The sequence below is a fragment of the Nonomuraea sp. NPDC049684 genome (assembly GCF_044465345.1).
Taxonomy (GTDB): domain Bacteria; phylum Actinomycetota; class Actinomycetes; order Streptosporangiales; family Streptosporangiaceae; genus Nonomuraea.
This window is the reverse complement of the sequence record NZ_JBITLO010000011.1, coordinates 292,300-313,895: the sequence shown is the minus strand read 5'-3', so window position 1 is coordinate 313,895 and position 21,596 is coordinate 292,300. Positions and strand designations below refer to the sequence as shown.

At 71.6% G+C, this 21,596-nt stretch carries 24 protein-coding genes; 9 read left to right on the top strand and 15 right to left on the bottom strand.

The window, feature by feature from the left end:
* The first annotated feature begins 110 nt into the window (after positions 1–110).
* Entirely contained in the window at positions 111–1,250 is a 1,140-nt protein-coding gene (locus ACIBST_RS31840) for an Mrp/NBP35 family ATP-binding protein (protein WP_397177035.1), read from the top strand.
* 69 nt (positions 1,251–1,319) lie between these two features.
* On the opposite strand, the gene ACIBST_RS31835 is transcribed toward ACIBST_RS31840, so the two are convergent.
* The 4 genes from ACIBST_RS31835 to sigE form a co-directional block, all read right to left on the bottom strand.
* Positions 1,320–1,685 (bottom strand): sec-independent translocase, encoded by a 366-nt coding sequence (locus ACIBST_RS31835; RefSeq protein ID WP_397177033.1) that lies wholly within the window; start codon positions 1,683–1,685, stop codon positions 1,320–1,322.
* A gap of 96 nt (positions 1,686–1,781) precedes the next feature.
* A complete protein-coding gene (locus tag ACIBST_RS31830) occupies positions 1,782–3,458 on the bottom strand; it encodes a S1C family serine protease (protein WP_397177031.1) in 1,677 nt (558 codons plus the stop codon).
* Positions 3,459–3,614: 156 nt separating this feature from the next.
* The gene (locus tag ACIBST_RS31825) at positions 3,615–4,139 is read right to left on the bottom strand and encodes an anti-sigma factor family protein (protein WP_397177030.1); all 525 of its coding nucleotides are present in this window, start codon (positions 4,137–4,139) and stop codon (positions 3,615–3,617) included.
* Between the two features lies 1 nt (position 4,140).
* Positions 4,141–4,773: an RNA polymerase sigma factor SigE gene (gene sigE / locus ACIBST_RS31820; RefSeq protein ID WP_352325382.1), complete on the bottom strand. Its 633-nt coding sequence runs from the start codon at positions 4,771–4,773 to the stop codon at positions 4,141–4,143.
* A gap of 161 nt (positions 4,774–4,934) precedes the next feature.
* Here sigE and ACIBST_RS31815 point away from each other — a divergent pair, with 161 nt between their 5' ends.
* Entirely contained in the window at positions 4,935–5,573 is a 639-nt protein-coding gene (locus ACIBST_RS31815; protein ID WP_352325381.1) for an O-methyltransferase, read from the top strand.
* 78 nt (positions 5,574–5,651) lie between these two features.
* On the opposite strand, the gene ACIBST_RS31810 is transcribed toward ACIBST_RS31815, so the two are convergent.
* Positions 5,652–7,067 carry a leucyl aminopeptidase gene (locus ACIBST_RS31810; RefSeq protein ID WP_397177028.1) on the bottom strand — a complete coding sequence of 472 codons (1,416 nt, stop codon included), beginning with the start codon at positions 7,065–7,067 and terminating at the stop codon, positions 5,652–5,654.
* Between the two features lie 75 nt (positions 7,068–7,142).
* On the bottom strand, positions 7,143–7,310 hold the full coding sequence (locus ACIBST_RS31805; protein WP_020545024.1) for a DUF3117 domain-containing protein: 168 nt from the start codon (positions 7,308–7,310) through the stop codon (positions 7,143–7,145).
* Between the two features lie 159 nt (positions 7,311–7,469).
* Between ACIBST_RS31805 and ACIBST_RS31800 the strand changes: the two genes are divergently transcribed.
* Together ACIBST_RS31800 and ACIBST_RS31795 are read left to right on the top strand one after the other, a co-directional pair.
* Positions 7,470–8,267 carry a PaaX family transcriptional regulator C-terminal domain-containing protein gene (locus tag ACIBST_RS31800; protein WP_397177026.1) on the top strand — a complete coding sequence of 266 codons (798 nt, stop codon included), beginning with the start codon at positions 7,470–7,472 and terminating at the stop codon, positions 8,265–8,267.
* 11 nt (positions 8,268–8,278) lie between these two features.
* Positions 8,279–9,040 carry an enoyl-CoA hydratase-related protein gene (locus tag ACIBST_RS31795; protein WP_397177152.1) on the top strand — a complete coding sequence of 254 codons (762 nt, stop codon included), beginning with the start codon at positions 8,279–8,281 and terminating at the stop codon, positions 9,038–9,040.
* 22 nt (positions 9,041–9,062) lie between these two features.
* Here ACIBST_RS31795 and ACIBST_RS31790 read toward each other — a convergent pair whose 3' ends face one another.
* From ACIBST_RS31790 to ACIBST_RS31765, 6 genes are all read right to left on the bottom strand, one after another.
* A complete protein-coding gene (locus ACIBST_RS31790; RefSeq protein WP_397177024.1) occupies positions 9,063–9,608 on the bottom strand; it encodes a DNA-3-methyladenine glycosylase I in 546 nt (181 codons plus the stop codon).
* Positions 9,605–10,150 carry a hypothetical protein gene (locus tag ACIBST_RS31785; protein WP_397177023.1) on the bottom strand — a complete coding sequence of 182 codons (546 nt, stop codon included), beginning with the start codon at positions 10,148–10,150 and terminating at the stop codon, positions 9,605–9,607. Before ACIBST_RS31785 ends, ACIBST_RS31790 begins: the two co-directional genes overlap by 4 nt.
* Before the next feature lie 72 nt (positions 10,151–10,222).
* Positions 10,223–10,807, bottom strand: a complete 585-nt coding sequence (locus ACIBST_RS31780) for a TIGR00730 family Rossman fold protein (protein WP_397177021.1) — start codon at positions 10,805–10,807, stop codon at positions 10,223–10,225.
* 11 nt (positions 10,808–10,818) lie between these two features.
* Complete coding sequence (locus ACIBST_RS31775) at positions 10,819–11,619, bottom strand: TIGR00730 family Rossman fold protein (RefSeq protein ID WP_397177019.1); 801 nt, start codon at positions 11,617–11,619, stop codon at positions 10,819–10,821.
* A 238-nt stretch (positions 11,620–11,857) separates the two neighbouring features.
* Positions 11,858–12,913: a succinyl-diaminopimelate desuccinylase gene (dapE, locus tag ACIBST_RS31770; protein WP_397177018.1), complete on the bottom strand. Its 1,056-nt coding sequence runs from the start codon at positions 12,911–12,913 to the stop codon at positions 11,858–11,860.
* Positions 12,913–13,731: a 2,3,4,5-tetrahydropyridine-2,6-dicarboxylate N-succinyltransferase gene (locus tag ACIBST_RS31765; protein WP_352325370.1), complete on the bottom strand. Its 819-nt coding sequence runs from the start codon at positions 13,729–13,731 to the stop codon at positions 12,913–12,915. The genes dapE and ACIBST_RS31765 overlap by 1 nt, the downstream gene beginning before the upstream one ends.
* Here ACIBST_RS31765 and ACIBST_RS31760 point away from each other — a divergent pair.
* Complete coding sequence (locus tag ACIBST_RS31760; protein ID WP_397177016.1) at positions 13,730–14,587, top strand: hypothetical protein; 858 nt, start codon at positions 13,730–13,732, stop codon at positions 14,585–14,587. The genes ACIBST_RS31765 and ACIBST_RS31760 overlap by 2 nt on opposite strands.
* A gap of 30 nt (positions 14,588–14,617) precedes the next feature.
* On the opposite strand, the gene ACIBST_RS31755 is transcribed toward ACIBST_RS31760, so the two are convergent.
* The 3 genes from ACIBST_RS31755 to fdxA all read right to left on the bottom strand — a co-directional run bounded on the left by ACIBST_RS31755 (position 14,618) and on the right by fdxA (position 16,875).
* Positions 14,618–15,292, bottom strand: coding sequence for a DUF4178 domain-containing protein (locus ACIBST_RS31755; protein WP_352352881.1), 675 nt, complete (start codon positions 15,290–15,292; stop codon positions 14,618–14,620).
* A 90-nt stretch (positions 15,293–15,382) separates the two neighbouring features.
* Entirely contained in the window at positions 15,383–16,453 is a 1,071-nt protein-coding gene (gene dapC / locus ACIBST_RS31750; protein ID WP_397177014.1) for a succinyldiaminopimelate transaminase, read from the bottom strand.
* A gap of 95 nt (positions 16,454–16,548) precedes the next feature.
* Positions 16,549–16,875 (bottom strand): ferredoxin, encoded by a 327-nt coding sequence (gene fdxA / locus ACIBST_RS31745; RefSeq protein ID WP_106240826.1) that lies wholly within the window; start codon positions 16,873–16,875, stop codon positions 16,549–16,551.
* Positions 16,876–16,980: 105 nt separating this feature from the next.
* Between fdxA and ACIBST_RS31740 the strand changes: the two genes are divergently transcribed.
* The 4 genes from ACIBST_RS31740 (at position 16,981) to ACIBST_RS31725 (ending at position 21,593) form a co-directional block, all read left to right on the top strand.
* Entirely contained in the window at positions 16,981–17,211 is a 231-nt protein-coding gene (locus ACIBST_RS31740) for a hypothetical protein (RefSeq protein WP_352325366.1), read from the top strand.
* A 17-nt stretch (positions 17,212–17,228) separates the two neighbouring features.
* The gene (locus tag ACIBST_RS31735) at positions 17,229–18,302 is read left to right on the top strand and encodes an ABC transporter substrate-binding protein (protein ID WP_397177012.1); all 1,074 of its coding nucleotides are present in this window, start codon (positions 17,229–17,231) and stop codon (positions 18,300–18,302) included.
* A 101-nt stretch (positions 18,303–18,403) separates the two neighbouring features.
* The gene (locus ACIBST_RS31730) at positions 18,404–19,180 is read left to right on the top strand and encodes a methyltransferase domain-containing protein (protein WP_352325364.1); all 777 of its coding nucleotides are present in this window, start codon (positions 18,404–18,406) and stop codon (positions 19,178–19,180) included.
* Positions 19,181–19,406: 226 nt separating this feature from the next.
* Positions 19,407–21,593, top strand: coding sequence for a hypothetical protein (locus ACIBST_RS31725; protein WP_397177010.1), 2,187 nt, complete (start codon positions 19,407–19,409; stop codon positions 21,591–21,593).
* Positions 21,594–21,596 lie beyond the last annotated feature (3 nt).

Here is a 21,596-nt window from a genome sequence, read left to right as displayed (position 1 = left end):
GAGCGGCGCCCCGGGTTCATACCATGGAGGGGCATTTCTCACTGGCTTTCAGCGCCTGTCACACATAGACCGACTAAGGAGGGACGGCACTCCCTCGTGCCGAGACTTCGATGGCACCAACCCAGGAACAGGTGACGGCCGCCCTCGCCACCGTCATCGACCCCGAGATCCGTCGCCCGATCACGGACCTCGACATGGTCAAGAACATCGAGATCGCCCCCGACGGCGCGGTCCGGGTGGGCGTCTACCTCACCGTGTCAGGCTGTCCGATGAAGGACACCATCACGCGCGACGTGAAGACGGCGGTCGGCAAGGTCGGCGGCGTGACGGACGTCCAGATCGAGCTCGACGTCATGAGCGCCGAGCAGCGCAAGACCCTGCAGACCAAGCTGCGGGGCGACCGGGGCCCGGAGAAGGAGATCCCGTTCAACCAGCCCGGCTCGCTGACCCGCGTCTTCGCCGTCGCGAGCGGCAAGGGCGGCGTGGGCAAGTCGTCGGTCACCGTCAACCTGGCCGCCGCGATGGCCTCCAACGGCCTCAAGGTCGGCATCGTCGACGCCGACATCTACGGTCACAGCATTCCTCGCATGCTGGGCGCCGCCGAGCGTCCCACCAAGGTCGAGGACATGATCATGCCGCCGTCGGCGCACGACATCAAGGTCATCTCCGTCGGCATGTTCAAGCCCGAGGGCAACTCGCCGGTCGTGTGGCGCGGCCCGATGCTCGACCGGGCGCTCCACCAGTTCCTGGCCGACGTCTACTGGGGCGACCTCGACGTCCTGCTGCTCGACCTGCCGCCGGGCACCGGCGACATCGCCATCTCGGTGGCGCAGCGGCTCCCGTCTGCCGAGATCCTGGTCGTGACCACGCCCCAGCAGGCCGCCGCCGAGGTGGCCGAGCGGGCCGGCTCGATCGCCGCCCAGACCCACCAGCAGATCGCCGGCGTCATCGAGAACATGTCCTGGCTGCCCTGCCCCCACTGCGACGAGCGGGTGGCCGTGTTCGGCGAGGGCGGGGGCCAGACCGTCGCCGACGCCCTGACCCGCACGCTGGGCTCCCGCGTCCCGCTGCTCGGCCAGGTGCCGATCGACCTGCGCCTGCGCGAGGGCGGCGACGAGGGCAAGCCGCTGGTGCTGACCGACCCCGACTCGCCCGCCGCCGCCGAGCTGCGGAAGATCGCCGCCGGTCTGAGCAAGCGCTCCTCCAGCATCAAGGGCATGCAGCTCGGCCTGTCGCCCAACCGTTCCTGACCCTTCCACGCAGAAGACGGGCCCGCCCAGCGAAAGCTGGGCGGGCCCGTCGCGCGTCTGCAGGGCGTGTCAGGTGGCCTCGGAGTCGTAGGGGGGCAGCTCGCCATAGGCGAGCTCCGACGGCGGCTCAGGGGCGTCGTAGGGCGCGACGGCGGCCGGCTCCAGGTCTCTGGGACGGCCGTTCCAGTCGTCCTCCAACTCGTCGAGGAGGTGCTTGCGGACGAAGTTCTTCGGGTTGAGGTCGGCGGGGTCGAAGTTCTGGAACTCCGGCCCGAGGCCCGCCCTCAGGTCGTCGCGCGCGTTGTTGGCCATGCGCCGCAGGTTGCGCAGCGTCTTGCCCGCCTGCGAGGCGGCCTGCGGCAACTTGTCAGGACCGAAGACCAGGAGCGCGATGACGATCAGCGCTCCGACCTCCATCCACCCGAGTCCGAACACCGTACGCTCCTACCCGCAGTCCACAATGCTCTCCACGCTCTCCACAGACTAAAGGCTCCAGCCCGTGGCTGAACCGTCCCCCATGGGTCATATCACTCAGGACGGGCTGGGAGCCGGCTGGTCGTCGGCGACGACGGTGAGGGTGGCGGTGCGTTCCTGGCCGGCGCGCTGGTACTTGATGGTGATCTTGGCGCCCGGCGCCTTGCTGCGGATCAGGGCGATCAGCTCGTTGCCGTCCTGCAGCGCGAGCCCGTCGACCTCCAGGATGACGTCGCCCGCCTTCAGCCCGGCCTTGTCGGCGGGGCCGTTGGCGTCGACCGGCTGGCGGCCCTCGGCGGGCTCGGAGGCGATGCGCACGCCCTGGCCCTTGTAGTCCTTGTCCAGCACGATGCCGATCTTGGGACGCTTGGCCTTGCCCGTGGTGATCAGCTCCTCGGCCACCCGCCGCGTCTGGTTCACCGGGATCGCGAAGCCCAGGCCGATGCTGCCGCTCTGACTGTTCACCGAACGGCTGAGGGTGGCGATGGCCGAGTTCACCCCGACCACCTCGCCCCGGCCGTTGACCAGCGGGCCGCCGGAGTTGCCTGGGTTGATGGCGGCGTCGGTCTGGATGGCGCTGATGTAGGCGGGCTCCTCGGTGGCGGCGCCCGTCTCGTCGCCGGCGATGACCGGACGGTTGAGCGAGCTGACGATGCCCGTGGTGACCGTGCCGCTGAGGCCGAGCGGCGAGCCGATGGCGATCACCGGGTCGCCCACCACGACCTGGTCGGAGTTGCCGAGGGTGATCTCCGGCGTGCCGAAGGTCTCCTCGGGCTTGACCACGGCCAGGTCGGAGCCCGGGTCGCGGCCGACGATGCGGCCCGCGGTGGTCTTGCGGTTGTTGAACATGATCTTGATCTCGCCGCCCTTGGCGGCCATGGCGACCACGTGGTTGTTGGTCACCACGTAGCCGTTCTTGATCAGGAATCCGGAGCCGGAGGCGCCCTCGGTGTTGGTGCCGTTGCCGACCTCCAGCGAGACCACGCTGGGCAGGACCCGCGCGGCCACGCCGGCCACCGAGTCGGGCGCCCTGTTGGTCGCGCCCGTCGGGGCCGGGCCGAGGCTGTAGGACGGGTCGGTGCCGCTGCTGCCCGACCTGGTCAGCAGGTACGTGCCCAGGCTGCCGAGCACGGAGGCCACCAGCGCGATGGCCACGGCGATCGCGATCAGCGCGCCGGCGTTGAGTCCGCGCCTTGGCAGCGCGCCCGCGCCTGGGCCGCCCTGCGGCGGCGGCGCCCATCCCGGGCCCATGCCCAGGGCCTGCCGCGGCGGCGGCGGGTGGTTCCCGCCGTACGCGCCCATGAAGGGCGGCGGCTGCATCGGCCGCGGGCCGGTCTCCGCCGGCCCGAAGGAGGGGGTCTCGTAGGCCCGCGTGCCGCCGGGGCTCTCGAACGGGCTCTCGAACCCCCGCGTCCCGGCCGGGCTCTCGAACGACGGGCCCTCGTACGCCCGCGCACCCCCGTCCTGCGGCGGCACGCCATCGGCACGCCCCGGCGACTCGTACGGCGACGCGCCCGAGCTGTCGGAACGGCCGGGGGGTTCGTACGGTGACACGCCCGGATTGTCGGGGCGGCCCGACGGGTCGCCCCAGGACGCGCCGAACGAGGCGGGCGGGTCGGAGCGGCGGTCCGCCTGCTCGCCCGGCTCGTCGGCGGGCAGGAACTCCGGCCGCCCCTGTGGCTCGGGGAAGTCCGACGTCGTGCGTCCTTCGCCCGGGCGCGTCTCGTCGGTCATCTACGTCTCACCACTCCTTGCTCGGCCACCGCAATCTTTGCTCTGGCGGCATACGAGGGTCATAAAAGGCTTTGTTTGCGACAAATCCCGAACCCAGATCGTATGCCCCTGGCATCGTCGACTACGCCACCCGAGTATCCCAGGCGAGCCCCCGGTTCAAGGCGTGGCGGTGGGCGGCGCGCTGGTGGCCGGTGAGTGCTGGACCCGCCAGAGCTCGACCGGCGGCGGCGAGGTCTGGGCCCCTGTGCCCGAGACCGCGAAGAAGGTGCCGAGTGCGACGGCGGCGGACACCACGCCCACCGCGACGTACGCCCCGCGCCGCCTACCGCCCCGCCCAGGGCCCGAGGCCCCAGCGGTGGCGTCCCTGCGCGGGCGGTTGTCCAGGGGCGCGATGCTGTGGGGCCCAGGGATGGGCACCCCCCCGAACGTACGGGTAGGGAAAGGGCGCTCCCTCGGCGGCAGCGGCCCACCGGGCTCCGCCATGCGCAGCAGCGACATGGTCAGATCGGCCGGCATCGCCGGGCCGTCGAGCGAGCGCAGGCGCGACTTCAGCGCCCGCATCGACTCGACCTCGCGCCGGCAGTCAGCACAGAAGGTCAGGTGGGCGAGCGCGCGATCGCGCTCGGTGTGGTTCAGCTCTCCGTCGACGAGCGCCGAAACGCGTTCTCCTAGATGAGCCATATCAGACTTCCTCCCCACTGATCACGGTCGGGGGGAGTTGGGTAGTACGGGGGGCTCGATGGTCGAGCGCCTCCCGCAACTGCGCCCGGCCACGGTGAATACGGCTTCGGACCGTACCCAGCTTGACGCCGAGCGTGGCCGCGATCTCCTCGTAGGACAGGCCCTCGATGTCACACAGCACGATCGCGGCCCGGAACTCGGGGGCGAGCGCGTCGAGGGCGGCTTGGATATCGGGCTCCAGGTGGGCGTCGTCGAACGCCTGCGCCGGCGACGGCTCACGGCCGCGCAGCCGCTCGGCGGCGTCGTCGGCCAGCCCCTCGAACCGGATGCGCTGCTTGCGCCGCGCCATGTCGAGGAACAGGTTCGTCGTGATCCGGTGCAGCCAGCCCTCGAACGTGCCGGGGGTGTAGCTCGACAGCGACCTGAAGACCCTGACGAAGACCTCCTGCGTGAGGTCTTCGGCATCGTGGACATTGCCGGTAAGCCGGTACGCCAGCCGGTACACGCGTGCGGAATGAGTCCGCACCACTTCCTCCCACGTGGGAGGCGTCCAATCAGACGACACGGGAGTATCCGCCTGGTGGTCGCTTTCGTCCACCAGCACTCCTCTCTCTGGGACCACCGCTACCGTCATAGTGCCTGGTTTCGTCCCTTCGTGCGCACTGCCTGCCTTCCGGACCGGCAAAGCCCGTTTAAACCTGCAACGCCTTCGGACCGTCCTGAGTTCCCGTCCCGGCGTGACTCCCCTAGGCTGCGATCGGTGACCAATCGCACGAAAGTGGGGGGAGGAGGCCGATGACCAGTCCGGTGGAGGCCACTCTGGCCTATGCGGAGCAGTTCCATCACGAGGATGAGATCCTGCACGCGGCGCGTCAGCGCGGGCTGGAGATGGGTGCGGTGCCCATCCTTCCCGGGGGCGGGGCGGCGCTCTGCTTCCTCGCCACCGTCGTCAACGCCAAGTCGGTCGTCGAGATCGGCACCGGCTGCGGCGTCTCGGGGCTGTGGCTGCTGCGCGGCATGCGCGGCGACGGCACGCTGACCAGCGTCGACGTCGAGCCCGAGCACCAGCGGCTGGCCCGACAGGCGTTCGCCGAGGCGGGCTTCTCCGGCGGGCGGGTGCGGCTGATCTCGGGCCGGGCGCTCGACGTGCTGCCCCGGCTCTCCGACGGCGGCTACGACATGGTCTTCGCCGACGGCGCCAAGCAGGAGTACGTCGACTACCTGGCCGAGGCGGTGCGCCTGCTGCGCGTCGGCGGCGTGGTGGCCTTCGACAACGCGCTGTGGCACGACCGGGTGGCCGACCCCACGCAGCGCGACCCCGACACGGTCTCGCTGCGCGAGCTGGGCAAGCTGGTGCAGGGCGACGACCGGCTGCGGTCGGTGCTCATGCCACTGGGCGACGGCCTGCTGGCCGCCGTGAAGATCGCCGACTAGCCGCCGCCCGAGCCGGGCCCCGGACCAGCCCCGGACCAGCCCCGGACCAGCCCCGGACCAGCCCCGGATCAGACCGGGTCAGCCCCGGGTGAGCCACTCCAGCAGCACGCGCACGCCGAACCCGGTCGCGCCCTTGGTCAGGGTGCCCTCGTCGACCGTGCTGCGGCCGACCCCGGCGATGTCGAGGTGCGCCCACGGGCGCTTGCCCGCGAACTCCCGCAGGAACAGCGCCGCCGTGATGGACCCGGCGCCGTACCGGGTGCCGCTCTCGACGTTGGCCAGGTCGGCGATCGACGACTCCAGGGCCGGGGCGTAGTCGTCGATCAGCGGCATGCGCCAGAGCCGGTCGTCGCTGGCCTGACCGGCGGCCAGGAGCTGGGCGGCCAGGTCTTCGTCGGAGGCGTAGACGGCGCCGACGTTCCGGCCGAGCGCCACGGAGATGGCCCCGGTGAGGGTGGCGATGTCCACGACGGCGTCGGGGTCGAGCTCGGCGTCGGCGTAGGCCAGCGCGTCGGCCAGCACGAGCCGGCCCTCGGCGTCGGTGTTCAGCACCTCGACCGTGCGGCCGCCGTAGTGCCTGATGACGTCGCTGGGACGCTGGGCGGTGCCGGACGGCATGTTCTCGGCGGCGGCGATCAGGCCCGTCACGCGGACGGGGGCGCCCAGCCGGGCCAGCGCGGCCAGCACGGCGATCACCACCGCGCCGCCCGCCATGTCGGTCTTCTGGGTCTTCATGTTCTCGGTCGGCTTGAGCGACAGGCCGCCAGAGTCGAACGTGATGCCCTTGCCCACCAGCACGACGTGCCGCTCGGCCGGCTGCTCGGGGACGTAGGAGAGCTGGATCAGCCGGGGCGGCCGGACCGAGCCGCGCCCGACGGCCAGGATGCCGCCGAACCCCTCGGCCTGGAGCTGCTCCTCGTCCCACACCCGCACCGGCAGGCCCTGCTCGGCGGCGCGCTCGGCGAGCCAGGCGGGATGCTTGACCGAGGACGGCATGTTGGCCAGGTCGCGGGCCAGCGCGACGGCCTCCGCCACGATCTCGGCCCGGCGCACCGGCTCGGCGTCGGCGCCGGCGAGCTCGATCGCCCGCACGCCCTTCCGGCCCTCTTTGCCGATCTTGAAGGTGTATCCGGCCAGCAGCGCGGCCTCGGCGAACGCGGCGACGTCGCCCTCGGGCGGCACCACGGTCAGCGTGTCGCGGCCCTTGACCTTGCGCGCCAGCGCCGCGCCGGCCCTGCGCAGCGCCCGCGGCGAGCCGTCGCCCACGCCGTACAGGAGCACGCGCCCGACCCCGCCCGCCCGCGCCACCGGGACCTCGACGATCTCGCCGGCCTCGCCCTTGGCCTCGTAGTGGGCCAGCAGGTCGGCGACCGGAAGGTGCAGCTCGACGTACGGCTCGACAGCGGGACGCAGGTCGGAGGCATAGGGCACGGCCAGCAGCTCGGCACCCTCGGGGACCTCGGCGACCGCGGAGACGGTGGTCTCGATGGGCACGGAACCCTCCAAACGTCAGCGACCCTGGCGCCGGACTTACGCCAGGGTCGGAGGATCAGGTTGTCTCGGGAGCGCTCAGCCGACGACGTTCTTCAACGCCTCGCCGAGCGCCTTTGCCTCGTCGGCGGAGATCTCCACGACGAGCCGGCCGCCACCTTCGAGAGGGACCCGCATGACTATGCCGCGCCCTTCCTTGGTGACCTCGAGCGGACCATCGCCGGTCCGCGGCTTCATCGCCGCCATGCGTGCATCCCTTCCTGCCTTGGGCTCCCGCGGCCCGCGATTTCCGACCGCCCGAGGGGGTGGTCGGCGCATTCACGTCTTCTGTGATGTCCTATTCTCCCGCATCGAGAGCCCTCATGGGTAACGATCTCCTCCCAGAATGCGTTGTCGAGGCAGGCGATGGCGTCCAAACTGGACTTCGTGCACGCTCGCGCCGCTCTCTTCGACCTGTACGGAGACCACCTGCGTGCGCGCGGTGGGCAGGCGACCGTGGCCGCGCTCGTACGGCTCATGAACCCCCTGGAAATCGCCGCTCCGGCGGTCCGCACGGCGGTCTCGCGGATGGTCCGGCAGGGCTGGTTGCGGCCGCTGCGGCTGCCTCAGGGAGCCGGCTACGGGCTCACCCCGAAGTGTGTCAGGCGCCTGGATGAGGCAGCGCTGAGAATTTACCGATCAGGGACACTCGCCTGGCACGGCCGCTGGCACGTGATCGTCATCGAGCCGGTCAGGGAGCGCCAGCGCCGGGAGCGGATCAGGGCCGACCTGACCTTCCTCGGCTACGCCTGCCTGTCGGAGACGACGTGGATCGGGCCGCGCTCCTCCATCGAGCTGGACAACCTGCTGGACGGCGAGGGCGTGCGGGCCGACCGGTTCGACGCGGCGCTGGAGGGCGACCCGCGCGAGCTGGTGGCGCGGGCCTGGGACCTGGCGGCGATCGGCGAGGCGTACGAGCACTGGCACGCCGAGGCTGTCACGCTGATCAGCACCCTGCCCGAGGACGCCCCGCCCGACCGGGTGTTCGCCACCAGGAGCAGACTGGTGCACGGTTGGCGCAACTTCCTGTTCCGCGACCCCGGGCTGCCGGCCGAGCTGCTGCCCGCGGGCTGGCCGGGCGAGAAGGCCCGCACGTTCTTCGAGCAGGAAGCCACCAGGCTGCTGCCCGCAGCCGCCGCGTTCGTCGACAGGGAGCTCATGTGATCCGTTACGACATGGCCGACGCCGTCGCCACCGTCACCCTCGACCGTCCGGAGTCGATGAACTCGCTCACGGCCGAGGTCAAGGCCGCGCTGCTGGCGGCGGTGGGCCAGGCGGCGGCCGACCCCGAGGTCAGGGCGGTGCTGCTCACCGGCTCGGGCCGGGCCTTCTGCGCCGGCCAGGACCTGCGCGAGCACGCCGCCAACCTGGCCGCGGGCCGCGGGCTAGCCGACACCGTGCGCGAGCACTACAACCCGATCGTGGAGCTGATCGCGACCATGCCCAAGCCGGTCGTGGCGGCGGTCAACGGCGTCGCCGCGGGCGCGGGCGCGGCCCTGGCCTTCGCCTGCGACCTGCGCGTCGCCTCCGACAAGGCCAAGTTCGCGCTGGCGTTCGCGGGCATCGGGCTGGCTCCCGACTCCGGCGCGTCCTGGACGTTGCAGCGCCTGGTCGGCCGGGGCCGGGCGGCCGAGCTGCTGCTGCTCGGCGAGCCGCTCGACGCCTCCGCCGCGCTCGACCTGGGGCTGGTCACGCGCGTGGTGCCCGCCGACGACCTGCCGAAGACCGCGCACGAGCTGGCCGTACGCCTGGCCGCCGGGCCGACCGCGGCCTACGCCGCCACCAAGCGCGCGCTGGCCCACTCCGCCACGCACTCGCTGGCCGACTCGCTCGCGCTGGAGGCCGACCTGCAGGACGCGTGCGTGGCCACCGCAGACCACCAGGACGCCACCCGCGCCTTCCTGGCCAAGGAGCGGCCGGTGTTCAGGGGCCGCTGAGCGGCCGGTCCCACGCGGGCGCTCAGCGCGCCAGGCAGCCCTCGATGTGGTCGTTGACCAGCCCGATCGCCTGCATCAGCGCGTACGCGGTGGTCGGGCCGACGAACCTGAAGCCGTGCTTGCGCAGCTCCTTGGCCAGGGCCTTGGAGCCGGGGGTGATGGCGGGCACGTCGGCCATCGTCCGGGGCACCGGCGCGTCGGGGTCGGCGAACCGCCACACCAGCTCCGACAGGCCCTCGGGCAGGTCGAGCGCGGCCCTGGCGTTGCCGATCACGGCCTCGATCTTGGCCCGGTTGCGGACGATCCCGGCGTCGCCGAGCAGCCGTTCGACGTCGCGCTCGGTGTAGGCGGCCACCTTGACGGTCGAGAAGCCGTCGAAGGCGGCGCGGAAGTTCTCCCGCTTGCGCAGGATCGTCAGCCACGACAGGCCCGACTGGAACGCCTCCAGCGCCACGCGTTCGAAGACCTCGTCGTCGCCCTTGACCGGGCGGCCCCACTCCTCGTCGTGGTAGGCGATGTACATCGGGTCGCCCATGCCCGGCCAGGTGCACCGGATGAGTTCGGTCACGGGCGCTCGTCCTTGTCCTTGTCCTCGCCCGGGGACGCGTGCATGGAGTCGTCGTCGTCCTTCTCGGGCTCTTCCTGCTCGGGCTCGTCGTGCGCGGGCTCGTCGTGCGCGGGCTCGTCGTGCTCGGGGGCGTGCCGGTCGTGCTCCTCCGACGGGTCGCGCAGCTCGGCGGTGGGCGCCTCGGGCTCGTGGTCGGTGCGCAGCCGGGCGCCGGGCGTGGCGTAGATCTCCTGGCGCGCGTGCAGCCGGCTGGACAGCAGCTCCGACACCCGCTGCTCCAGGACGGCGATCCTGGTGTCGCGGGCGCTGATGGCCTGGGCCGCCCGGCGCAGGGTCTCGTCGACGCTCTGCGTGTGGTAGCCGACCAGGTTGACCGGCAGTTGCAGCGCCATGAAGTCGACCGCCGTGAGCTGTCCGGCCTCGGGCAGGTCGAGCGGCGGGACGTCCGGCGGGAACTCGGTCAGCTCCCCGCCTCTGCCGAGGGAGACCAGGACCACGCAGGCCAGGATGGCGATCGCGGCGATGGCGAGTATGACCAGCACATTGGCATCGTACTCATATGGACGAGCACGTTCAGCGATCCACCACAAGTGCGGGCAATCGGGGCAGCCTGGTCAGCCGGTGGCCTCCCCCAGCTCGGCGATGCTCGGCCGGACCGGCTGCGGACGCGCTTCGAGGTGGGCGAACGCCTCCTCGACCGTGGTCGTCCAGGAGATCGCGTCGAAGACGTCGGCCCGGGTGAAGCCCTCGGCGTGCATGCCGGAGACGAGCTGCCGCAGCGGCTCGTACAGGCCCCAGGGGTCGAGGATCACCAGCGGGCGGTCGTGGATGCCGAGCACCCGCGCCGTCCAGATCTCGAACAGCTCCTCCAGGGTGCCGATGCCGCCGGGCAGCACGAGGAAGGCGTCGGAGCGGGCGTCCATGACGCCTTTGCGCTCGCGCATCCCGTCGGTGACGATCAGCTCGTCGGACTCGGTGTCGGCCACCTCGATGTCCACCAGCACCTGCGGGATCACGCCGACCGTGAACCCGCCGGCGGCACGGGCGGCGGAGGTGACCGCGCCCATGCACGAGACCGTGGCGCCGCCGCTCACCAGCGTGTGACCACGCCTGGCGAGCTCGGCGCCCACCTCTGCGGCCAGGTCGACGTACTTCCTGTCGATGCGGAGGCTGGAGGCGCAGAAGACGCAGATGTTCACGGGCCGACAGCCTATTGGGGCTCCGCGGTCTGGGCGGCGGCGGCCTCCAGTTCCTCCTCCCGCTGGCGGGAGCGGGCCCGGTCGGAGTCGGCGATGATCCGCACGGCCTCGTCGGGGTCGTCGGTGACGGAGATCAGGTCGAGGTCCTGGGCGGCGATCTTGCCGGTGCCGAGCAGGGTGTTCTTGATCCAGTCGAGCAGGCCGCCCCAGAACTCCGAGCCCATCAGCACGACCGGGAACGAGGTGACCTTGTGGGTCTGGACCAGCGTCAGCGCCTCGAAGAGCTCGTCGAGCGTGCCGAAACCGCCCGGCAGGGCGATGAAGCCGCGCGAGTACTTGACGAACATCGTCTTGCGCACGAAGAAGTAGCGGAACTCGATGCCGAGGTCGACGTAGTCGTTCATGCGCTGCTCGAACGGCAGCTCGATGCCGAGCCCGACCGACACCGCGCCCTCGACCTCGGAGGCGCCCCGGTTGGCCGCCTCCATGACGCCGGGGCCGCCGCCGGTGATCACCGCGTAGCCGGACTCGGCCAGCGCCCGGCCGAGCCGCCGGCCCATCTGGTATTCGGGGGTGCCCTCGGGGGTGCGGGCCGAGCCGAAGACCGTGATCGCCGCGGGCAGCTCGGCGAGCTGGCCGAACCCCTCCACGAACTCGGCCTGGATGCGCAGCACCCGCCACGGGTCCATGTGCACCCAGTCGGAGGGACCCTGCCGGTCGAGCAGCCGCTGGTCGTGGGTGGAGCTGGGGACGAGACTCCCGCGCACGACCGCCTGCCCCTGACGGCGTTCGGCTCGTTGCTTGTGTTCCATGCTGGTCACGCTAGTCCTCTCCGTACCGGCCCGCGGCGCCGTTCCCGACCGGGGCCGCGCCCGCCGAAGCGGGCACTTCGAGGATGAACGCCCAGGTCGAAGGCCAGATGACGGCTCCGAAAAAATCTTGAGAAAAGCAGGGAACCGAATTTCGACCCCCCTGCGTCTAACTGCCGAGGGTGCTGCTCGGGACTGAAAGTGGCTTTCCCCGCCAAATGGCCGGCGAGGAAAGCCACTTTCATTTTGTCAGCCAGTCGAGCAGGGCCCGCTCGCTCTCCGTGATCTTCGGGAGCGACACGTACTCGCCCTGCTGGTGTGCCAGGTTGGGGTCGCCGGGGCCGTAGTTCACGGCCGGGACGCCGAGCGCGGAGAAGCGGGAGACGTCCGTCCAGCCCAGCTTGGCGCGCGGGGTTCCGCCGACCGCGGCGGCGAAGGCGGCGGCCACGGGATGCGTCAGGCCGGGCCGCGCCCCGGGCGCCGCGTCGAGGAAGCTCACCCGGTAGCCCTCGAACACCTCGCGCACGTGCTGCTCGGCCTGCTCGACCGTCAGGTCGGGGGCGAAGCGGTAGTTGACGGTGACCACGCACTCGTCGGGGATGACGTTGCCGGCCACGCCGCCGCGCACGGCGACCGCGTTGAGCCCCTCGTGGTACTCCAGCCCGTCGACCACCGGCAGCCGCGCCTCGTAGGCGTTGAGCCTGGCCAGCACCGGCTCGATGCCGTGGACGGCGTTGACCCCGAACCACGACCTCGCGCTGTGGGCCCGCTTGCCGGTCACGGTGACGTCGGCGCGCAGGGTGCCCTGGCAGCCGCCCTCGATCACGCCGTCGGTCGGCTCCATCAGCACCGCGAAGTCGGCCGCCAGCCACTCGGGATGATCCCTGGCGACCCTGGTCAGGCCGTTGCGCTCGGCCTCGATCTCCTCGCAGTCGTAGAAGACGTACGTCACGTCGCGGTTGGGGGCCGGGACGGTGGCCGCCAGCTTCAGCGCGACCGCCACGCCCGCCTTCATGTCGGAGGTGCCGCAGCCGTAGAGCAGGTCGCCCTCCACCCGGCTGGGCAGGTTGTCCGCGACCGGGACCGTGTCGAGGTGGCCCGCGATCAGCACCCGCTCGGCCCGGCCGAGGTCGGTGCGGGCCACGATCGTCTCGCCGGAGCGGTCGACCTTCAGGTGCGGCAGCGCGGACAGCGCCCGCTCGACCGCGTCGGCCAGGGCCTTCTCGTCGCCGCTCACCGACTCGATGTCCACGATCGCGGCGGTCAGCGCGCGTACGTCCTGTGTCAGGTCCAGCATCAGGTGTTCACTCCATGTTCGCGCAGCACCTCGTTGAGTGCCGCCTTGTCGTGCCGCTGCTCCGGCTCCAGACGCTTGATCACCAGCACGCACGGCAGCCCGAACGTGCCGCCGGGGAACTCCTTCTGCCGCGTGCCGCCGACCGCCACGCACCAGTCGGGCACCCTGCCCCTGGCCAGCTCCTCGCCCGTCTGGACGTCGATCACGGGGATCGTGCCGGACAGGATCGTGCCCGCCCCGATCACCGCGCCCCGGCCCACCCGCGCGCCCTCGACGATCATCGAGCGGCTGCCGATGAACGCGTCGTCCTCCACGACGACCGGCACCGCGCCCGGCGGCTCCAGGACGCCGCCGATGCCCACTCCGCCGGACAGGTGCACGTTCTTCCCGATCTGGGCGCACGAACCCACCGTGGCCCACGTGTCGACCATGGTGCCCGAGTCCACGTACGCGCCGATGTTCGTGAACGACGGCATCAGCACCACCCCCGGCGCCAGGTACGAGCCCCAGCGCGCGATGGCGCCCGGCACCACCCGCACCCCCTCGAAGGAGGTCTTGAGCGGCACCCTGTCGTGGTGCTGGAAGTCGCCCACCTGGGAACGTGCCATGCCCAGCAGCCGGAAGGCGAGCAGGATCGCGCGCTTGGCCCGCTCGTCCACCACGACCTCGCCGCCGACCAGGCGGGCGACCCTCGCCTCGCCCTTGTCCAGCAGGTCGACGGCGCCGACCACCTGGATGCGCGCCTCCACGTCGGCCGGGGACAGCTCCGCGCGTCGTTCCCACAGCTCGTCCACCACCGGGGACATCACGTGACTCATGGCCACGGAGCTTATCCGGCCGGGTAGGTTCTTCAGGGTGCGCCTGCGCTTCTCCCGTGGAGTCATCACCATCGCGATCATCGTCGTGGTGCTCGCCGTCGGCGTCTCCGTGGGGCTCTATCTCCTGCTCAAGCGGGCGACGCCGCTGGTCCTGCCGGAGGCGTACTGCATGGTGCGCACCCCCGAGGGCGTCCTGACCCTCGATCCGGAGCAGGCGCAGGTCTCCGCGACCATCGCCGCGGTCGCGGCCCGCCGCCGGCTGCCCGAGCGGGCCGTCGTCATCGCGTACGGCACCGCGTTGCAGGAGTCGAAGCTGCGCAACCTCTCCTGGGGCGACCGCGACTCGGTGGGCGTGTTCCAGCAGCGCGAGTCGCAGGGCTGGGGGCGCAAGAAGCAGCTGATGGACCCGGTCTACGCCAGCAACAAGTTCTTCGCCGCCCTGGTGAAGGTCAAGAACTACCGCAAGCTGCCGCTGGCCGAGGTGGCCCAGGAGGTCCAGCGGTCGGCGGGCGGCTACGCGTACGCGCAGCACGAGCAGGACGCCAAGATCCTGGCCGCCGCCTTCACCGGCCGGGTGCCCAGGTCCGTCCACTGCTGGTATCCGCCGCCCAAGCAGACGCCCGCGCCGCAGGCCAGGACCGCCGAGGCGCGCAAGCAGCTCGCCAGGGCGCTCGGCGACCCGGCGATCACGACGAGGAAGCGGGGCTGGCTGGTGGCGTCCTGGTCGGTGGCCTACGCGGAGAAGTACCAGCTTCGGCGCGTCGGCTACAGCGGCGCGACCTGGGTCAACGACGTCGAGGCGGACGGCTGGAAGAAGGGCGGCCGGGCCGGCGACGGCGAGGTCGAGCTGTCCTGACCGCCGGCCGCGCCCCCGGCCGGACGGACGTCAGGTGGCGCGGGTGACGATGGTGATCGAGCCCGGCGGCAGCGGCTGGGCGTAGCTGGCGCTCCACGCGTGGCCCTGGATGCGGTCGAAGGAGAGCAGACGGCCGTCGGAGGCGTGGTAGTCGGCGAAGTCGAGCAGGCCGCGTTCGGGGTTGCCGGTCTCGCCCTCGCTCCTGAAGGCCGCGGTGCCGCGCTGGATCGGGAAGAACTCGACGCCCTCCATGATCAGCATGCTCTTGGCCGGGACCATGCCCTGCGTCGGCACCTCGGTCCACAGCAGCACCTCAAGATGGGACGCCTCGCCCGCGGCCTTGCCCTCGCGCACCTCGACGGAGAGCCACAGACGGCGGCGGGCGACGTCGCGCAGCAGGTACTCGATCCACTGCCGGCCCTGCCAGGAGACGTGCATCGCGCCGAGCACCCGGTAGGGGGAGCCGTGCACCTCGATCCGGTCGGCGACCTGGATCGTGCGCGGGTCGGCGTAGTCGGTGCCGGCGTGCCCGGGGGCCTCGACCGGCGCGGGCAGCGGGGCCTCGACCGGAGCGACCTCGGCCGGTGGCGGCGGCGCGCTCGACCGGCCCCTCCTGTCCTGCCGCATGGTGGCCAGGAACGCCCCCAGCAACAACAGGACGGTGGCGATGCTCAGCCCGAGTACGACCATGGAGGTCATGCTCATCCGTCAGCTCGCTCCACTCGCGGTCTGTCTCGGCAGACGCCTTTTTCAATTTGTCCGTGGCAATTTGTCCGTGCGCTACGACGGGCGATCCTACTGGAGGCGGCGCACGGCCGCACTGATGCGTTCGTCGGTGGCGGTCATCGCGACGCGGATGTGCCGTCCACCAGCCGATCCGTAGAAGTCTCCCGGCGCGACCAAAATCCCGATTTCGGAGAGCTTACTCACCTGATCCCAGGCGTTCTGCCCATTCGACGCCCACAGGTACAGACCGGCGGTCGAATGGTCGATCGTCCACCCCGCCCGCTCCAGCGCGGGACGCAGCACGGCGCGCCGCGCGGAGTACAGCTCGCGCTGGCGTTCGGCGTGCGCGTCGTCGCCGAGCGCGACCGTCATCGCGTCCTGGACCGGCTTCGGCATGAGCATGCCGGCGTGCTTGCGCGTCTCCAGCAGCCGCTTGACCAGGACGGGATCGCCCGTCACGAACCCCGCCCGGTAGCCGGCCAGGTTGGAGCGCTTGGAGAGCGAGTGGACGGCGAGCAGCCCCTCGTGGGAGCCCCCGCAGACGTCGGGATGGAGGACGGAGACCGGCTGCTCTTCCCAGCCGAGCTCGATGTAGCACTCGTCGGAGGCCACGACCGTGCCGCGCTCGCGCGCCCAGGAGACCACCTTGCGCAGGTGCTCGGCGGGCAGCACGCGCCCGGTCGGGTTGCCCGGGGAGTTGATCCAGAGCAGGTCGACGTGTTCCGGGCCGACCGACAGCGTGCTGTCGGAGGCGGTGGCGGTCGCGCCGGCGAGCCGGGCGCCCACGTCGTAGGTGGGGTAGGCCAGCTCGGGGAAGACCACCCGCCGGGCGCCGAGGTAGGTGGGCAGCCAGGCGACGAACTCCTTGGAGCCGATCAGCGGCAGGACGTCCTGCTGGTCGACGGTGACGCCGTGGCGGCGCCGCAACCAGCCCGCGGCGGCCCCGCGCAGCGCCTTGGTGCCGTGGGTCAGCGGGTAGCCGGGGCTGTCCGCCGAGTCGCGCAGCGCCTGCTGGACGGCCTCGGGCACCGGGTCGACCGGCGTGCCGACCGAGAGGTCGACGATGCCGTCGGGATGCGCCAGGGCGCGTTCCTTGTACGGTTCGAGCCGGTCCCAGGGGAAGTCGGGCAGCTTGTTCACGGTTCTCCAGGGTCGTTCGGGGCCGTACGCGCCTTGCCGCGGACGCGGGCGCACGGGGCCCGCCCGACGTGGACGGCCCCGGCGCACGCGACTCGCTAGTGGTCCTCGCCCTGCGGCGGCAGCGCGGCCACCACCGGGTGGTCCTTCTCGATCTTGCCGACCTTCGAGGCGCCCCCGGGCGAGCCCAGGTCCTCGAAGAAGTCCACGTTCGCCTTGTAGAAGTCCTTCCACTGCTCGGGAAGGTCGTCCTCGTAGAAGATGGCCTCGACGGGGCACACAGGCTCGCACGCGCCGCAGTCCACGCACTCGTCGGGGTGGATGTAAAGCATGCGCTCGCCCTCGTAGATGCAATCGACGGGGCACTCCTCGATGCACGCCTTGTCCAGGACGTCCACGCAAGGCTGCGCGATGACGTAGGTCACCTCGAGCTCCTTTTTCTCCGCACCATGGCATGACTCTGACCGCGGTTTGCTACGCCCTAGTATTGCCGTGCTTGCCAGCTGGCCGAAACGGAGGGTGGCAAACTCATGGCCGCACGCCTCGTCGTCGCGATCACAACTCAGGACATAGGCGCACGGATCACCACTCGAAGGCGCGTCCCAGAAGGCTTTCGGGACGCCGTCGGCGTGCTCGAATCCTGGACGGACGGCGTGTTGCGCGTTCGCAAGCGGGACGGCACTTTGGTGGAGATCGACGAGGAATCGCTGGTCGCGGCCAAGGTCGTTCCGGTCGCGCCTCCTCGACCTCGGGCGAAGTAACGGTAAGTATTCGTTGTGTGACCGTACGTATCTGCGCCGCCGTAGCAGCCGTTCTCGCCAGCGCCGGATGCGGCGCGTCCACATCCCAGTCCACGTCCGAGGGGGCCAAGGACCTGCCGGTGCTCAACGTCCGGGCCGCCTCGCTGAAGCAGGGCTTCGGCACGATGGCGCGCCTGGCCGAGGCCGCCAAGCGCGAGGGCCAGCTCACCGTGATCGGCCTGCCGCACGACTGGGTGAACTACGGCGAGATCATCGACACCTTCGCCGACAAGTACGACATCAAGGTCAACGAGCTGGAACCGGGCGCCAGCAGCAAGCGTGAGCTCGACGCCGCCGACCAGCTCAAGCCGGACGTGTTCGATCTCACTCTGGACATGGCCGTCTACGGGGCCGACAAGTTCGCGCCGTACAAGGTGACGGGCTGGCAGGACCTGCCCGACTTCGTCAAGGACCCCAAGGGGGCCTGGTACGGCGCGTACGGCGGCTACATGTCGATCGGCTACGACCCGCGCGAGGTCAAGGCCCCCGCCTCCTTCGCCGACCTGCTCAAGCCCGGCTACCGCGTCGCGCTCGACGGCGACCCGCTGCGCTCGGCGGCGGCGTTCGGCGGCGTGATGGCCGCGTCCATGAAGGCCGGGGCCAAGCCGGACGCCCGGCAGGGAGTGGACCTGTTCGCCAAACTCAAGCAGGCCGGGCAGCTCGTCGAGCCGGCCAAGGCGAACGTGATCATCGACTGGGACCACCTCAACGCGACCCGCAGCGCCGACCACGCCGACTCCTGGGAGGTGACGATCCCGCGCGACGCGCCGTTCGGCGGGTACCACGTCCAGGCGATCAGCAAGACCGCCCCGCATCCGGCCGCCGCCCGGCTGTGGCAGGAGTTCCTGTTCTCCGACGAGGGCCAGAACCTGCTGCAGAAGGGCTACGCCCGTCCGGCGCGCGGCGAGGCGATGCTCATGAAGGGCAAGCTCGACACCGAGCAGGCCGCCCGGCTGCCCAAGGCCGCCGGCCCTCCCGTGCTCATGATGATCCCGCAGACGGACGCGGCGAAGGCGTACTTGAAGCGGGAATGGAGCAAGAGCGTGGGATGAGTCCGTTGTGACTTGATATGTCGTAGAGACGATCAGGCTCTAAAGTGAACGGACAGCACGGCCACGGGGGCCCGATGTCTGACGAATGTGAGCTGATCGTCTTGCGATACGACGCACCGAGCTTGGAGCGGTGGAACAGTCGCGCCTACGACAGCAGTTTCGGGTACGTCTCCACCCAGGGCGCGCCGCTGGTCGACCTCCTCGACCCGCAGCCCGGGGAGCGCGTGCTCGACCTCGGGTGCGGCACCGGGGTGCTGACCGCGCAGATCGCCTTCAGGGGCGCGGACGTGCTGGGCATCGACGGTTCCGCCGCGATGATCGAGAAGGCGCTGGCCCAGTACCCGGGGATCGACTTCATCATCGGCGACGGCCACGACTTCACCGTGGTGGACCCCTACGACGCCGTCTTCTCCAACGCGGCGCTCCACTGGATGAGCCGCGACCCCGCCGCCGTGATCGCCAGCGTCCGCGAGGCGCTGAAGCCGGGCGGCCGGTTCGTCGCGGAGATGGGCGGCGCGGGCAACTGCGCGGAGCTGACCGCCGCGATGCTGACCGCCTGGCGCGAGTACGGCCTGCGCGAGCCCGACCTGCCCTGGTACTTCCCCACGCCCGCCGAGTACGCGCGCCGGCTGGAGCAGGAGGGCTTCGTGGTCCGGCTGCTGGAGTACTTCGACCGGCCGACGCCGCTCGACGAGTGCCCCGGCGGGGCCGCCGACTGGGTGCGCATGTTCGCCTCGTCCGTGCTCGAAGGACTGCCGCCGGAGATCGTGGAACCCCTGCTCGGGCGGGTCAACGAGCTGGCCGCGCCCGCCCTGCGCAGGGAGACGGGCTGGATGGCCGACTACGTGCGTCTACGCTTTGCCGCTGTTCGGCGCTGATGCGTAGTGCATGATGCGTAGGGCTGTTTTGCCGGACTATGGTCTGTTCCGTGGGCGGCGAGATGTTGGCTGCGCCGCTTGCGCGGCGTGAGGGGCTGGTGAACGGAACGGGATGAACTTCTGCCTGAGCGACCTCGTTCCACCGTTGAGGTGGAGCGACGCGTCGACGATCACGCTACTGACCGGGCAGCCGGATCTGCCGGACGCGTGGTGGCGAAGCCTGCCCATGCCGCTGGTGCTCGCAGCCATCGGCCCGGAGTCGCTGGGCGAGCTGCTGACCGAGATCGCGCTGGAGCACTGGCCGGCCGCCGCCGTCGGTGACGTCCTGCCGGCTCTGCACGTCCTGGACCCGGACGAGGCCGACGAGCCCGCCGTCGCCATCGCGCTCGACCGCGCCGGGTCGTGGACGGGGCTGCTGTCGCTGACCGGGCGGGAGCTGGTGGACCAGCCGTTCATCCAGGCCCGGCCGGTGCTCAACACGTTGTTCGGGGCGGTGCTCGTCCGGCTGGCGCATCCGTACGCGGGTGGGCGGCAGGGCGAGGCGCACGTACCGGCCGCTCTCGCCCCTGAGCCCGCGCCGCGGGAGCTCGCGTTCCCTGACGGCGGGGCCGCTGAGGACGGGGCCGTCGAGGGCGGGGCTGTCGAGGAGGCGGCCGGCCGTGACGGTGAGCGGGTGCTCGACGCCGACTCCGAGCCGGTCGTCGAAGAGGTGCCGCTGCCCGAGGCCGAGCCCGTGCTCGACGCCGCCGACGAGCCCGCGCCCGAGCCCGCCGCCGCGGAGGCGTCCGCGCTGGAGGCGGAGGGGGTCGGCGGCGAGCCCTTCTCGCCGGACGATCACGACGAAGAGGGTGAACGGCGCGAACCCGCCGACGTCCCTGAGGTCGTTGAGGAGCGGGACGGGGAGGAGCCGGTCGAGGCCGCACAGCCCGAGGCCGCACCCGCACAGCCTGAGGCCGCACAGCCTGAGGCCGCACACCCTGCGGTGCCCGCCGATCACGCCGAGCCCGAGGCGTACGCTGAGGCCGCCGCGCCCGAGGCGCACGCCGCGCCCGCCGAATCCGAGCCCGAGACCGAGACCGCCCCCGAGCCCGAGACCGAGACCGCCCCCGAGCCCGAGCCCGAGCACGCCGACTTCGAGCGTCCCGAGCCTGAGGCCGACGCCCGGCACGCCGAGCTTGAGGCCGAGCACGCCGAGCCTGTCGCCGACGCCGGGCACGCCGCGCTTGGGGTCGACGCCGAGCACGCCGAGCACGCCGCGCTTGAGGCCGATTTCGGGCACGCTGAGCCCGACGAGGCGGACGCCGGGCACGCCGAGGCGAGCGGTGAGGAGTTGCCCGAGCTGATCGAGGCCGCGTTCGCCGGGCTCGACGACAAGAGCTGGGCCGTGGCCCAGAACCGGGTCTTCACCGACGAGCCCTCGGCGGTCGACCAGCTCGCCAAGCTGTTCGCCGTCCCCCCGGCCGACATCTCCGCCACCGAGCAGGAGCTGCGCGTCCGCCTCGACCAGTGGCTGGCCAGCGAGCAGGCCGCGCCGTTCCGCGCCCACCTGGACGAGCTGCGCAGGACGCTGGGCCCGGCCGCGCCCAAGGAGCAGCTGATCGGCGCGGCCGACTGGCACGCCAGGGAGATCCGCGCGCTGGAGGTGCCGGCCTGGCAGTTCGTGCTGGCCACGCTGCCCGCGCAGCCGAACCCGCCGGCGGACTTCCAGCAGCCGCACTCGGCGTTCGCCGCGATGCAGCCGCCGCCTCCCATGCCGCCGCCCCCCACGCCGCCCCCGCCCATGCCACCGCCGCCGTCCCAGGCCGGTCCGCCCGGTCCGCTGCAGTTCCAGGCGTTCACGCCGGTCCCGCCGCCGCCCGCGGAGGGCAACGGCGGGGCGGAGCAGAACAAGCCGTACCAGCCGCTCAAGGACGTCTCCCAGACCAGGCGCTGCTTCCGCCAGCCGGACGGCCGCTGGTGGCTGCGGATCGACGTGACCGCCGAGCAGCTCGCCGGCGGCGAGTGCGCCCTCCCGACGGGCTTCGCGGCCTACCTGGGCCTGTCCCCCGGTGAGAGCCGGGCGGTCAGGAGCGCGGCGGGCGAGCTGACCATGACCTGGCACGGCAGGCCGGTGCTGGAGTCCATCGAGCGCCTGCTCGTGGACGTCGGCGCCAAGGAGGGCGGCCACCTGTTCCTCACCCTGTCGGACGAGGGCGTCCTGCGCGCCCGTCACCTGCCGGTCGCCGCCCAGAACGCCGAGAGCATCACCAAGGCGCTGCGCCTGGTCGGCTACACGGCGCCGGGCGGCACCCGGGACCAGGCGGCCAGGGTGATCGCGACGAGGATCGGGCTCACCGGCCCCGTCGGGCTGCCCGACCTGCTCACCAGGCTCCGCGAACGCGGCGACCGCGACCTGCTCGCCCTCTTGGACTGACCG

Coding starts and splice junctions, on each gene's coding strand:
- ACIBST_RS31840 (WP_397177035.1), top strand. CDS start 111: ATGGCACCAACCCAGGAACAGGTGACGGCCGCCCTCGCCACCGTCATC.
- ACIBST_RS31830 (WP_397177031.1), bottom strand. CDS start 3,458: ATGACCGACGAGACGCGCCCGGGCGAAGGACGCACGACGTCGGACTTC.
- ACIBST_RS31825 (WP_397177030.1), bottom strand. CDS start 4,139: ATGGCTCATCTAGGAGAACGCGTTTCGGCGCTCGTCGACGGAGAGCTG.
- sigE (WP_352325382.1), bottom strand. CDS start 4,773: ATGACGGTAGCGGTGGTCCCAGAGAGAGGAGTGCTGGTGGACGAAAGC.
- ACIBST_RS31815 (WP_352325381.1), top strand. CDS start 4,935: ATGACCAGTCCGGTGGAGGCCACTCTGGCCTATGCGGAGCAGTTCCAT.
- ACIBST_RS31805 (WP_020545024.1), bottom strand. CDS start 7,310: ATGGCGGCGATGAAGCCGCGGACCGGCGATGGTCCGCTCGAGGTCACC.
- ACIBST_RS31800 (WP_397177026.1), top strand. CDS start 7,470: ATGGCGTCCAAACTGGACTTCGTGCACGCTCGCGCCGCTCTCTTCGAC.
- ACIBST_RS31795 (WP_397177152.1), top strand. CDS start 8,279: ATGGCCGACGCCGTCGCCACCGTCACCCTCGACCGTCCGGAGTCGATG.
- ACIBST_RS31775 (WP_397177019.1), bottom strand. CDS start 11,619: ATGGAACACAAGCAACGAGCCGAACGCCGTCAGGGGCAGGCGGTCGTG.
- dapE (WP_397177018.1), bottom strand. CDS start 12,913: ATGCTGGACCTGACACAGGACGTACGCGCGCTGACCGCCGCGATCGTG.
- ACIBST_RS31760 (WP_397177016.1), top strand. CDS start 13,730: ATGGCCACGGAGCTTATCCGGCCGGGTAGGTTCTTCAGGGTGCGCCTG.
- ACIBST_RS31765 (WP_352325370.1), bottom strand. CDS start 13,731: ATGAGTCACGTGATGTCCCCGGTGGTGGACGAGCTGTGGGAACGACGC.
- ACIBST_RS31755 (WP_352352881.1), bottom strand. CDS start 15,292: ATGAGCATGACCTCCATGGTCGTACTCGGGCTGAGCATCGCCACCGTC.
- ACIBST_RS31740 (WP_352325366.1), top strand. CDS start 16,981: ATGGCCGCACGCCTCGTCGTCGCGATCACAACTCAGGACATAGGCGCA.
- ACIBST_RS31725 (WP_397177010.1), top strand. CDS start 19,407: ATGCCGCTGGTGCTCGCAGCCATCGGCCCGGAGTCGCTGGGCGAGCTG.